The organism is Kitasatospora sp. NPDC004615 (assembly GCF_042873545.1).
Classification (GTDB): domain Bacteria; phylum Actinomycetota; class Actinomycetes; order Streptomycetales; family Streptomycetaceae; genus Kitasatospora.
The window spans coordinates 196,089-207,755 of the sequence record NZ_JBIALQ010000001.1 but is presented as its reverse complement, the minus strand read 5'-3'; the positions used below and the strand labels follow the sequence as shown (position 1 = coordinate 207,755).

Here is an 11,667-nt window from a genome sequence, read left to right as displayed (position 1 = left end):
CGAGAGCGTGCTGCGCCTGCCCCGCCGCTGACCGGCGGCCCGTCTGTCAGGCGCGGGGCGTGCGGCTGCGCGAGGAGTGGCCGAGTTCCGCGCCCAGACCGAGAGCGTGCTGCGCCTGCCCCGCCGCTGACCGACAGCCCGTCTGTCAGGCGCGGGGCGTGCGGCTGCGCGAGGAGTGGCCGAGTTCCGCGCCCAGACCGAAGTAGTGCCGGAAGTTGTACACCAGCGGACTCCACGCGGCCGGCTCCACGTAGTCGGTGCCCGGCACGGTGATCGACTCGGCCGCGTGCACCCGCAGCACCTGCACCTCCACGACCAGGAACTCCCCGGTGGCGTCCGCCCGCAGGTCCGCCACCCGGGCCTCCAGCTGGAGCGGGCACTCGGCGACCCGGGGCGGCGCCACCAGCTCCGCGGGCTGCGCCGTCAGGCCGGCGTGGGCGAACTTGTCGCGGACGAAGTGCGCCGCGTCCGCCCGGCCGGTGGTGTCGCCGAGTAGCTCCACCTGCCGCCACAGCCCCGGGCCGGGGACGTTGACCACCAGTTCGGGGCGGGCGGCGAGGTTGCGGGAGGTCTGGCCGTCCGGGCCGAGGCCCAGTACCACCGTGCGGTCCAGCGCCCAGGCGGACGAGATCGGCGCCAGGTTGACCGCGCCGTCGGCGTCGAGCGTGCTCAGCAGCACCACCGGCGTGCCGAAGTACAGGATGTGCGGCTCGACCACGCGGTGCGTCAGGGAAGCGCGATCTGTCGGGGAGCTGCGGTGCGTCGGGGAGGTGCGGTGCGTCAGGGAAGTGCGGTGTGGCGGGGTTTTGTGCATGGCGCCGACCGTAGGCCGAGCACACTTCGGCCCGCGCCGAAGTGTCCGCGCGGCACCATGGACGGGTGGACACCCAGCTCAGCGCCCGCCGGCTCGCCGACACGGCGGCCCTGCTCGCCGACCCGACCAGGGCCGCGATCTGCCTCGCCCTGCTGGACGGGCGGGCCTGGACGGCCGGCGAACTCGCCCGGCACGCGAAGGTGGCCGCCCCCACCGCCACCGGCCACCTCAACCGGCTGGTCGCCGCCGGGCTGCTCGCCGAGGAACGCCAGGGCCGCCACCGCTACCTGCGGCTCGCCGGGCCCACCGCCGCCGAACTCGTCGAAGCGCTCGCCCAGTTCACCGGCGGACCGCCACCCGCCGCGACCTCGCTGCGCGCCGCCCGCCGGGACGCCGAACTCGCCCGCGCCCGCACCTGCTACGACCACCTGGCCGGGGCGCTCGGCGTCACCGTCACCGACGCGATGACCGCCCGCGGCCTGCTGGACGACCGCCACGGCCTCGCCCTCACCCAGGCCGGTACCGACTGGCTCGCCGGGGCGGGCATCTCCGTCGCCCCCGGCCGCCGTGCCGCCGTCCGTGCCTGCCTGGACTACACCGAACGCCGCCCGCACCTGGCCGGCGCCGTCGGCGCCGCGCTGTGCGGGCACGCGCTGACGGCGGGCTGGGTGGAGCGGCGGCCCGACAGCCGGGCGGTGCGGGTGACGGCGATGGGGGAGCGGGCGCTGGACGAGCTGCTGGGCGTGCGGTGGGCGGCGGCATAGCCCTGCGGGCAGTCCAATGCTCGCCATCCCCATCCCCATGCCCATGCCCATGCCACCGCCGGCCCGGCGTCGCCGCCAGGCCTAGCGGGTCGTCAGGCGGCCGTCCTGCATCTCCAGGACCCGGTCGGTGCGGCTCAGCAGGTCGCGGTCGTGGGTGACCATGACGGTGGCCGTGTTGTGGGTGCGGGTGACCTCGGCGAGGAGGTCGACGACCTGGGCGCCGCGTTCGTGGTCGAGGGCGGAGGTGGGCTCGTCGACCAGGAGAACGGAGGGGTCGCCGAACAGGGCACGGGCGATGTTCACCCGCTGGCGCTCGCCGCCGGACAGCTGGTGCGGGCGGCGCTGTTGCTTCGGGCCCGCCAGGCCCACCGACTCCAGCAGGTCCTCGGCGCGCTGCCGGGCCGCGGCCGGGCGGCGGCCGCGGACGGATTCGAGGACCAGGAGCTGCTCCACGGCGGTCAGCGAGGCCAGCAGGTTCGACTGCTGGAAGACGATGCCCAGGCGCTCGCGGCGCAGCGACGTGCGTTCCTTGTCGCTGAGCGCGCCCGCGTCCACGCCATCGATCAGCACCTGCCCCGTGTCGGGGCGCTGGAGCGTCGCGGCGACTGCCAGCAGGCTGGACTTGCCGCAGCCCGACGGGCCCACGATGGCCGCGAACTCGCCCGGGGCGACGGACAGCTCGACGTTGTTCAGGGCCGTCAGCCGGCTCTCGCCGTCCGGGTAGGTGAGGGTGACGCCGCTCAGCGCGAGGCCGGTGCGGACGGCGGTGGTGGTCATGGCGAGGTCCTTCGGGAAGAGAGGTACGACGGTCATCGGTTGGCGCCCAGCGCGGCGAGCGGGTCCACGGCGGTGATCCGGCGCACTGCGAGGGCCGCGCCCAGCAGGCCGAGCACCACCATCGCGCCGACCGGCACCGCCACCGTGAGCACGCCCACGTCGAACGGCACCGCCGCCGAGGCGATCGCCCCGCCGATCGCGCCGATCGCCCCGCCGAGCAGCGAACCCGCCACCAGTACGGCCGCGGCCTGGGCGAGGGCGTCGCGCACCAGGTAGCCGCTGGAGGCGCCGACGGCCTTGAGCACCGCGATGTCGGGGCGGCGCTGCACCGTCCACACCGTGAAGAACGCGCCGATCACCAGGGCGCTGACCGCGAACAGGAAGCCCTGGATCATCAGCAGGCTGCCCCGCTCCGCCGAGTACCCGTTGATGCCCGCGAGTGCGTCGCTCCGGGAGACCGCCTTCAGGTCGGTGGGCAGGTCCTTCGGGGTGCCGTGCACCGCGATCGCGGTCGGCTGCTTCTGGCCGGAGACCTGCTGCCACGTCGTCGGGGTGGTCCACACGCTCGGCGCGTGCGACAGCGAACGCTCCGCGGTGACCGCGCTGACCGTCAGCCTCTCCGCACCCAGGGTGACCTGGCTGCCGGGGGACAGGTGGTACTGCTTCGCGACGTCGGAGCCGACGGCGACCTCGCCGTCCTTGGGCGCCGCACCGGACGACACCGGCGGCAGCAGCGCCGCATCGGTGCCCAGCACGCTCACCGAGGCCGCGCCGTCGGGGGCCGTCAGCCGCGTCATCGCCACGCCCAGCGAGTGCGCGTCCCGGGTGCCCGGGGCCGCGGCGACCTTCGCCTGCTGGTCGGCCGTCACCGTGCTGGAGGCGAATGACACCTCCGGCTCCGCGCCGGCCGGCGCGCCGAACACCACGCCGTCCACGGGCAGTTCGGCGATCGTCGAGGACGCCGCCGACGAGAGGCCGCCGGTAAGGCCGTAGAGGAACACCACCAGGGTCGTGATCAGAGTGACCACCGCACCCATCAGGGCGAACCGCCCCTTGGCGAAACGGATGTCACGCAATGCGACGAACACGGGAAACCTTCCGAAAGGACACTGGACGAGACCACTCCACCTTCGCGTTTTTCGCCCGCCCTGCCATCGGCGAGATGGGCGGAGTACGCACCGTCCGAGCGGTGCACCCGAAAATCCATCGAAAGGTTGATGCCGTGCCGCGCCGACCGGCCGCCGACGCCCCGTACCCTCGGACAGCGTGCCCCGAACCGAACCATCACCGTCCTCGCCGCGCACCGAGCCGCGCACCGAGCCGCACCGCTCACCCGTCGGCCCGACGCCCGCGCTGCGGCTGGCCAACCTCGCCGTGCACGGCCTGTTCTTCGCGCTGCTCGCCGTACTGCTGATCCGCGCCGCAGCCGCCGGCGAACTCGGCCCGGCCGGCTGGGCCTGCGCCGGGGCACTCGCCGCCGCCTACGCCGCCGGTGGTCTGATGCGGCAGATCCGTGAGTCGCGCGCCCTCGGTGCCGTGTGGCTGCTCGTGGTTTCCCTGCTGTGGATCGAACTCACCCTGCACCACCCCGAGTTCAGCTACCTCGCGTTCCCGCTGTACTTCGTCTGCCTGCACGTCCTGCCACTGCGCTGGGCACTGCCCGCCGTCGCCACCCTGACCGGCGCCGTGATCGCCGCACAGGCCACCACCCCCGGCGGCCTCACCACCGCCAAGGTGCTCGGCCCGCTCGCCGGCGTCGTCGTCGCCCTGCTCACCGCCTACGGCTACGCCGCCCTCTACCGCGAGAGCCGGGCCCGCCAGCAACTCATCGACGATCTGGTCCGCACCCGTGGCGAACTCGCCGCCAGCCAGCGCGAAGCCGGCCGCCTCGCCGAACGCCAGCGCCTGGCCCGGGAGATCCACGACACCCTCGCCCAGGGCCTGTCCGGCATCGTGCTGCTGGCCCGGGAGAGCGCCGCCGCACTGCCGGACTCCCCGCCGGACGCCACCGCGCTGCTCCGCGAAATCGAACAGACCGCCTCCGCGAACCTCGCCGAGGCCCGCCGCTTCGTCCACGCCCTCACCCCGCCCGCACTCGACGACACCACCCTCGCCGACGCGCTGCGCCGCCTCGCCGACGGCGCCGACGCCGCCTTCCACCTCGACGGCGAGCCCTACCCCCTGCCCGTCGAAGCCGAAGTCGCCCTGCTGCGCCTCACCCAGGAAGCCCTCGCCAACGCCGTCCGGCACGCCGCCGCCCAGCACATCGCGGTCACCCTCGGCTACCTCGACGACACCGTCACCCTCGACGTCTACGACGACGGCACCGGCTTCGACCCCGCCACCGCACCCGCCCCCGGCTCCTTCGGGCTGCACGGCATGCACGAACGCATCGCCGCGCTCGGCGGCACCCTCACCGTCGAATCCACGCCCGGCGAGGGCACCGCCGTCGCCGCGACCCTGCCGCTGCGCGCGATCGACCCGCCGGCCGGGACTGTCGAGGCGCCGCTGGGCCGTTCCCGTCCGTCGCCGCCCACCGGCACTGCGCTGCGCGTGGGACCGGCAGAGGTGCGACCGGCAGGGGGCCGACCGGCAGGGGTGCGGCTCGCGGGGGTGCGGCGGTGATCCGGGTGCTGGTGGTGGACGACCACCCCGTGGTGCGGCGCGGCCTGCGCGCGATGGTCGACGACCTGCCCGACGTCACCGCCGTCGGCGAGGCCGCCGACGGGGCCGCCGCGCTCGGCCTGCTCGCCACGCTCCCGGCCGAGCAGCGCCCGCACGTCGTGCTGATGGACCTCCAGATGGGCACCGGCATGCACGGCGTCGAAGCCACCCGGCGGATCACCGCGCTGCCCGACCCGCCCGCCGTCCTGGTCCTCACCACCTACTCCACCGACGCCGACATCCTCGCCGCCGTCGAGGCCGGGGCCACCGGCTACCTGCTCAAGGACGCCCCGCCCGAGGACCTCGCCGCCGCCATCCACGCCACCGCCCGCGGCGAGACCGTCCTCGCCCCGCCCGTCGCCGCCCGCCTGCTGGGCCGGGTCCGGGCCGGGCGCCCCACGCTGTCACCGCGCGAGGCCGAGATCCTCCAGCTGCTCGCCGAGGGGCTGCCCAACCGGCAGATCTCCAAGCGGCTGTTCATCAGCGAAGCCACCGTGAAGACCCACCTGGTGCACGTGTACGAGAAGCTCGGCGTCGACTCCCGCACCTCGGCGGTCGCGGCGGGTCTGGCGGCGGGGCTGATCAGGCCCGTGGATCGCTGAGCTCCTTACCGCTTATTTTCGGACTGGGTGTGATTTTGTACTTGGTCTGGATATGCTGAGCGGATGGTCGGACTGCGGGAACTCAAGAAGGAACGGACCGGACGCCGGATCGCCGAACAAGCCCTGCGCCTGTTCGCCGAACGCGGCTTCGAGGACGTCACGATGGGCGAGATCGCCCTCGCCGCCGAGGTGGCGAGGGCGACCCTGTTCGCCTACTTCCCCACCAAGGAGTCACTGGTCCTCGGTGGCGTCGCCGGCGACGACCTGGCCACGATCGTCGCCGGCCGCCCCGACGGGCAGAACGCCCTCGACACTCTGCGCGCCCACCACCGCACCCTGGCCGCCGGACCCGTCGCCGACCTGCCCGCGCTGCTCACCCGGGTCCGGGTGATCCAGGCCAGCCCCGCCCTGCGGGCCGCCGCCGACAGCCTGCGCTACCGGCAGCGACAGGCACTCGCCGACGTCCTCGCCGAAGAACACGGCGAGACGGCAGGCGCGCTGATGGCCGCCCAGATCGCCGCCTCGCTCGCCGTCCTGCAGGAACGCCACTTCGCCCGCCTGGTCGCCGGAACCCCCGCCGACCAGGCCGGACAGACCCTCGCCGAAGACCTCGAACTCGCCTTCGACCTGCTGGAACACGGCCTCGACCGGACGGCGGAGCACTGACCGTGCGCACCCTCGGCATCACCTACGACACCGGCACCTTCACCGGCGAACGCCTCACCCGCCGCCACTTCGACCCCGCCCAGGTCCGCCACGACCTCACCGCGATCGCCGACGAACTGCACTGCGACGCCGTCCGGATCACCGGCGGCGACCCCGAACGCCTCGACCTGGCCGCGCAGTTGGCCGCCGACGCCGGACTTGAGGTGTGGTACTCGCCGTTCCCCGCCGACCTGCCGCCCGCCGCGCTGCTGCCGTTCTTCGCGGACTGCGCCCGGCGCGCCGAGACGCTGCGCCGCACCGGCGCCCGGGTGGTGTTCGTCGCGGGCTGCGAACTCAGCGTGTTCGCCGAAGGGTTCCTGCCCGGCGCCACCCACCTCGACCGGCTGCACGCCATGACCACCGCCGACCTGGACTGGTGGCTCTCGCTCGGCCCCGTCCCGGAACGGCTCAACGCCTTCCTCGCCGAGACCGCGAGCGCCGTCCGCCGGGAGTTCGCCGGCCCCGTCGGCTACGCGTCCGGACCGTGGGAGCCCGTCGACTGGACCCCGTTCGACCTGGTCGGCCTCGACGCCTACCGCTCCGCGCAGAACGCCGCCGACTACCGCGAACAGCTCCGCGCCGCCCGCGCCCACGGCAAACCCGTCGCCGTCACCGAGTTCGGCACCTGCGCCTACCGGGGCGCCACCGACCTCGGCGGCATGGCCTGGCAGGTACCGCCCGGTGCCGTCCCCGACGAGACCGAACAGGTCCGCTGCTTCGGCGACCTGCTCGACGTCTTCGAGGAGGAGGGCGTCGGCGCCGCGTTCTGGTACACCTTCGCCTCCTACGACAAACCCGGCCTGCGCGACCTCGGCTCGTACGGGGTGGTGCGCACGCTGGACGGCGACGGACGGTGGGAACGCAAGCAGGTGTTCGACGCGATGGCGGGGCGGTACCGGCGGCGCTGATTCGCTTGAAGACGGCGAGCCGGCGCTCGGCCGTTACGCGATCCAGCAGTAGACGCCGTGGTTCTCGCCCGCGGCCGTGGTGGCGAGGGCGGCGAGGTCGTCCATGATCGCGCTCGCGATGTCCGCGTCGATGCGCTCGCCGTCCTCCGCGCGCAGGTGAGTCCAGGCGGTGGCGGCGCTGCGCAGGGTGGCGGGTTCGGCGGTGGCGAGGGCGGTGGACAGGCGGGGCGAGAGTGCGAAGACCAGGCATCCGCTGTCGCCGTCGCCGTGGTCGGCGACGGTCCGGGGCTCGTCGGCGTCCAGGAGTTCCTCGGGGTCGGCGCCGGTCAGCAGGTGCTCCCACTCGACCGCGGCCTCCTCGGGGTCGAATCCGCCGAACGACACCGACTCGAACGCCCGCCCCGGGCCGGTCGGGAGGACGGCGGCGGCTGACGTGTCGTCCGGGGCCGTGAAGAAGGTGATGAGGATGCTCATCGGACGATGCTGTCATCGCGTTGGTGCTGTGGGTGGTGCGGGGGCGGTGAGGTGACGGGGGGCGGGTGGGCGAGAATCGGCGGCATGGTGACGGTCGGGTCGGTGGTGCTGGGCGCTTCGGATGTGGCGCGGGCGGCGGCGTTCTGGGGGGAGGCGCTCGGGTACGTGCCGCGGGAGGATGCGCAGGACGGCTGGGTGGTGCTGGTGCCGGGCGGTGGGGGCGGTGGGGTGCAGATCGCGCTCGGGTGCAGCGAGACGCCGGTGCAGGAGCGTCCGCGTGTTCATCTCGACCTGTACGCCGGGGATGCGGCTGAGCAGGCCGCCGAGATCGAGCGGCTGGTGGGCCTCGGGGCGCAGCGCGTCGAGTGGGACGGCTACCCCGAGGATCCGGACTTCGTGGTCCTCGCCGACACCGAGGAGAACCGCTTCTGTGTGATCGACACCAGCCACGGCTGACCGGCCGGTCCCGCGCCGGGAAAATTGCTGGTCAGGAGGGTGGCAGGGCTGGCAGGGTGCGGGTCATGGACTCTTTGCGGGTGATGGCGATGCGTCAGGTGGCCGGGCGGCTCTGGCCCGAGCACCTTCCGATGGCCGCTGCGGAGTTGCTGGCCGAGGGCCACGACTCGCCGGCGCTGCGGGAGCTGGCCGGGTGGAGCGGGGGTGAGCGGAGTGCCGAGCTGGTGCAGCTGTGGTACCTGGTGCTCGACGAACTGGGCGTGGAGCGCCTCGAGTTGGCAGAGGCCGAGCGGTGGGCGCTGCGGGACGCTGCCGCCCGGCTGGTCTCCGGCGAGATCGTGTCGCTCCCCGACCTGGTGGGGGAAGTCACCGGGTTGGACATCGACAACGCGGAGGAGGGGCCGGAGCTGCGGTTCTCCATCGCGGTGCGGGAGGGCTGCTGTCAGTGGTGTGTCGAGGACCTGATCGCCGTCGGGGAGCCGGAGTTGCTTGCCGCGTGGGAGACGAAGGTGCGGGCCGCCGCGGCCGCGCTCGTGGCGGAGGCGCGGTGAGTCGGGTGCGGGCGGTCGCCCTGCGGTATCGGGCGGGTGAGTTGGCTACCGGTGAACTTCCGATGGCCGCCGCCGAGTTGGTGGCCGACGGATACGAGTCGCCGGCGCTGTACGACCTGGCCGGGCGGGGGCGGCGGGAGGCGGCGTCCGAGTTGGAGCCGTTGCTGCGGGAGGCGTTGGACGAGCTCGGGGTGCCGTTCCCCAGCTGTGCGGACGGTGAGCGGTGGTGGCTGCGCGAGCTCGCCGGCCGGGTGGGGGAGGGCAGCCTGGCGCCGGGGGAGTTCGCCGAGGCGGTGATGTACCGGGAGTCGTTCGGCGCGAGCCAGGAGGACGAGGAGGCGCTGCTCGGGCTGCTGTCCGACTACTGCTCGTGTTGCGTCGGGCATTGGCCGCCCGAGGTGTTCGTCGTATGGGAGGCGGAGGTGCGGGTTGCTGCCGCCGCGATGGCTGCGCGGACGCCCCTGCCGTGACGCCCGGGGGCGTCACGGCAGGGGCGTGGCGGTGTGTCAGGCGTACTGGCCAGGGACGTAGTCGCCCGCGGGCTGGCGGATGATCACGTTGACCCGGTTGTAGGTGTTGATCAGCGCGATCAGACCGACCAGGGCGATCAGTTGCTCCTCGTCGTAGTGCTTGGCGGCCTCCGCCCAGGCCTCGTCGCTGACCCCGCCCGCCGCGTCCGCGATCCGGGTGCCCTGCTCGGTGAGTTCGAGCGCGGCGCGCTCGGCGTCGGTGAAGCAGGTCGCCTCCCGCCAGGCGGCGACCAGGTTCAGGCGCTGCTGGGTCTCGCCGGCGTGCGTGGCGTCCTTGGTGTGCATGTCGGTGCAGAAGCCGCAGCCGTTGATCTGGCTGGCGCGGATCTTCACCAACTCCTGGGTCGCCGCCGGCAGCGAGGAGCCGCCGATGGCGGCGCCGGCCGAGTTGATGTGCTTGAGGATCTTCCCGGCGAGCGGGTTGCCGAAGTAGTTCAGACGTGCGTCCACGGTCGGGCTCCTTGTCGTGTGTGCTTCCGCAAGGACTGACCCCGCTGCTTCCCCGAATGTGACAGCCCCGCGAATGTGACGCCCGTCACGCTATCCGTCGACGTCCGTCCGGCCGTGCAGACAGGCCGCGCCGACGCTGCGCACCCACACCGGGAAGGGCGGGAACTCCGGGGCGGGCGCTGAGTCGTCGTCGACGACTTCGAGGTCCGTCCAGGGAGTCAGGCCCGGAGTGTCGTCGCGCAGATACCCTTCGACGACCGGCCGGAGGTCGCCGACCGGCCGAAACGCGCCGCCGAAGGGCAACTGCTCGGCGGGCACCGACCCGGTGGAGCACCGGAGCTGCCCGGCCTGCTCGTCATGCCACACGTAGAAGGTCGCCACCCCGGCGTAGTCGAGTTCGCGGATGCGCTCTCGGATACGGGAAGCGGTCCGCTCGAAGGCGGCGACCACCTCCGGCACGGACAGCGATCGCCGGTCCTCGTCGTCCGTGCTCAGCCACCAGGTATTGGTCTCCCACTCCACCCGGCGGTCGGCCGGCTCCAGCACCAGCGGTTCGTCCGCCACCTCGGCGATCCAGGTCAACAGCATCCGGGGAGTATTTCGGAGTGGCCCTTGCTCCGGCAACCGATGAGCAACGGCCACGGGCTCCTGGTCCAGTGGCGGGTCGACCGAGGTGCGGAACTGCGACTACCGGTCCTGAAGCACCGGCCGACCCCCGCTGAATGGCCGTCGGCGCAATCCACCGCGGACGTAGGGTGGGGAGCGACCGCGGTCGGTGCGTACGGAGGCGAGGGAACGGCATGGCGTTCGACTGGGAGGTGCCGCTGATCGCGGCCCCCATGGCCGGCGGGCCGAGCACCCCCGAACTGGTCGCGGCCGTCAACGGCGCCGGCGGCCTCGGCTTCCTTGCCGCCGGGTACCGGGCGGTCGACGGGACGATCGAACAGATCCGCCGCACCCGTGAGCTGACGGAACGCCCGTTCGGCGTCAACCTGTTCGTCCCCGCGCCGCCCTCCGACCCCGGGCCGGTCGCCGCCTACCGCGAGCGGCTGCGGCCGGAAGCCGAACAGTGGGGCGTCGAACTGCCCACCGAGATTCCCGCCGACCGGGACGGCTGGGACGCCAAACTCGAGGCGCTGCTGCGCGAGCCCGTCGCGTACGTCTCGTACACCTTCGGCCTCCCCCGCCGCGACGAGGCCGACGCGTTGCGGGCCGCCGGGATCCGCCAACTCGGCACCGTCACCAGCCCCGAGGAGGCGCGTGCCGCCGCCGCGCTCGGTCTTGACGCGCTGGTCGTTCAGGGGCCGGAGGCGGGCGGGCACCGTGGCACCCATCGTGCGGAGGACGTTCCCGGTACTGTTCCGCTGCTTCAACTCCTGGGTGCTGTGCGGGAAGTGACGTCGCTGCCGCTCATTGCTGCCGGCGGCCTCGGTGACGGCGCGGCGATCGCTGCCGCGCTGCGGGCCGGTGCGAGCGCCGCCCAACTCGGCACCGCGTACCTGCGCACCGACGAATCCGGCGCCACGGCCACACACCGGCGGGCGCTCGTCGAACTCCCCGACACCACCGTCACCCGCGCTTTCACCGGGCGCCCCGCGAGGGCGCTCCGCAACGCGTTCATCACCCGCCACGACGGGCACGCGCCGGCGGCGTACCCGGAGGTGCACTACCTGACCCAACCGCTCAGGGCTGCCGCCGCTCGGCGTGACGACGCTGCGGGGATGCATCTTTGGGCGGGGACGGCGCATGCGAGTGCGCGGGAGGGTGGTGCGGGGGAGGTGACGCGCGGGTTGTGGGGGGACGCGCTGCGCGCGGGGTAGGGGCCGGGGGAGTTCGGCTGCTGCCGCCGGGCGTGACGATGCTGCGGGGACGCGTGTTTGGGCGGGGACGGTGTATGCGAGTGCGCGGGAGGGTGGTGCGGGGGAGGTGACGCGCGGGTTGTGGGGGGACGCGCTGCGCGCGGGGTAGGGGC

The 11,667-nt window shown here is 73.6% G+C and carries 15 protein-coding genes; 9 read left to right on the top strand and 6 right to left on the bottom strand.

Annotated elements, in window-relative coordinates:
- Positions 1–145: 145 nt before the first annotated feature.
- A complete protein-coding gene (locus tag ACFYS8_RS01000) occupies positions 146–718 on the bottom strand; it encodes a flavin reductase family protein (protein WP_387633980.1) in 573 nt (190 codons plus the stop codon).
- Between the two features lie 161 nt (positions 719–879).
- Here ACFYS8_RS01000 and ACFYS8_RS00995 point away from each other — a divergent pair, with 161 nt between their 5' ends.
- Complete coding sequence (locus tag ACFYS8_RS00995) at positions 880–1,578, top strand: ArsR/SmtB family transcription factor (RefSeq protein ID WP_387633978.1); 699 nt, start codon at positions 880–882, stop codon at positions 1,576–1,578.
- Between the two features lie 81 nt (positions 1,579–1,659).
- On the opposite strand, the gene ACFYS8_RS00990 is transcribed toward ACFYS8_RS00995, so the two are convergent.
- Positions 1,660–2,355 (bottom strand): ABC transporter ATP-binding protein, encoded by a 696-nt coding sequence (locus ACFYS8_RS00990; RefSeq protein ID WP_380485878.1) that lies wholly within the window; start codon positions 2,353–2,355, stop codon positions 1,660–1,662.
- A 32-nt stretch (positions 2,356–2,387) separates the two neighbouring features.
- Positions 2,388–3,443: an ABC transporter permease gene (locus ACFYS8_RS00985; protein ID WP_380485877.1), complete on the bottom strand. Its 1,056-nt coding sequence runs from the start codon at positions 3,441–3,443 to the stop codon at positions 2,388–2,390.
- A gap of 178 nt (positions 3,444–3,621) precedes the next feature.
- On the opposite strand from ACFYS8_RS00985, the gene ACFYS8_RS00980 reads away from it, so the two are divergent.
- The 4 genes from ACFYS8_RS00980 (at position 3,622) to ACFYS8_RS00965 (ending at position 7,234) form a co-directional block, all read left to right on the top strand.
- A complete protein-coding gene (locus ACFYS8_RS00980; protein WP_387633975.1) occupies positions 3,622–4,980 on the top strand; it encodes a sensor histidine kinase in 1,359 nt (452 codons plus the stop codon).
- Positions 4,977–5,621, top strand: a complete 645-nt coding sequence (locus tag ACFYS8_RS00975) for a response regulator (RefSeq protein ID WP_387633973.1) — start codon at positions 4,977–4,979, stop codon at positions 5,619–5,621. Before ACFYS8_RS00980 ends, ACFYS8_RS00975 begins: the two co-directional genes overlap by 4 nt.
- A gap of 63 nt (positions 5,622–5,684) precedes the next feature.
- Complete coding sequence (locus ACFYS8_RS00970; protein ID WP_387633971.1) at positions 5,685–6,287, top strand: TetR family transcriptional regulator; 603 nt, start codon at positions 5,685–5,687, stop codon at positions 6,285–6,287.
- A 2-nt stretch (positions 6,288–6,289) separates the two neighbouring features.
- A complete protein-coding gene (locus ACFYS8_RS00965) occupies positions 6,290–7,234 on the top strand; it encodes a hypothetical protein (RefSeq protein WP_387633969.1) in 945 nt (314 codons plus the stop codon).
- Between the two features lie 33 nt (positions 7,235–7,267).
- On the opposite strand, the gene ACFYS8_RS00960 is transcribed toward ACFYS8_RS00965, so the two are convergent.
- Entirely contained in the window at positions 7,268–7,708 is a 441-nt protein-coding gene (locus tag ACFYS8_RS00960; RefSeq protein WP_387633967.1) for a hypothetical protein, read from the bottom strand.
- 84 nt (positions 7,709–7,792) lie between these two features.
- Here ACFYS8_RS00960 and ACFYS8_RS00955 point away from each other — a divergent pair, with 84 nt between their 5' ends.
- The 3 genes from ACFYS8_RS00955 (at position 7,793) to ACFYS8_RS00945 (ending at position 9,185) form a co-directional block, all read left to right on the top strand.
- Complete coding sequence (locus ACFYS8_RS00955; protein WP_387633965.1) at positions 7,793–8,164, top strand: VOC family protein; 372 nt, start codon at positions 7,793–7,795, stop codon at positions 8,162–8,164.
- 65 nt (positions 8,165–8,229) lie between these two features.
- Entirely contained in the window at positions 8,230–8,715 is a 486-nt protein-coding gene (locus ACFYS8_RS00950; RefSeq protein WP_387633963.1) for a hypothetical protein, read from the top strand.
- On the top strand, positions 8,712–9,185 hold the full coding sequence (locus ACFYS8_RS00945; protein ID WP_387633961.1) for a hypothetical protein: 474 nt from the start codon (positions 8,712–8,714) through the stop codon (positions 9,183–9,185). The genes ACFYS8_RS00950 and ACFYS8_RS00945 overlap by 4 nt, the downstream gene beginning before the upstream one ends.
- Before the next feature lie 36 nt (positions 9,186–9,221).
- Here ACFYS8_RS00945 and ACFYS8_RS00940 read toward each other — a convergent pair whose 3' ends face one another.
- Both ACFYS8_RS00940 and ACFYS8_RS00935 read right to left on the bottom strand, forming a co-directional pair.
- A complete protein-coding gene (locus tag ACFYS8_RS00940) occupies positions 9,222–9,695 on the bottom strand; it encodes a carboxymuconolactone decarboxylase family protein (protein WP_387633959.1) in 474 nt (157 codons plus the stop codon).
- A 90-nt stretch (positions 9,696–9,785) separates the two neighbouring features.
- Positions 9,786–10,283 (bottom strand): hypothetical protein, encoded by a 498-nt coding sequence (locus ACFYS8_RS00935; protein WP_387633957.1) that lies wholly within the window; start codon positions 10,281–10,283, stop codon positions 9,786–9,788.
- 212 nt (positions 10,284–10,495) lie between these two features.
- Between ACFYS8_RS00935 and ACFYS8_RS00930 the strand changes: the two genes are divergently transcribed.
- The gene (locus ACFYS8_RS00930; RefSeq protein ID WP_387633955.1) at positions 10,496–11,515 is read left to right on the top strand and encodes a nitronate monooxygenase; all 1,020 of its coding nucleotides are present in this window, start codon (positions 10,496–10,498) and stop codon (positions 11,513–11,515) included.
- Positions 11,516–11,667 lie beyond the last annotated feature (152 nt).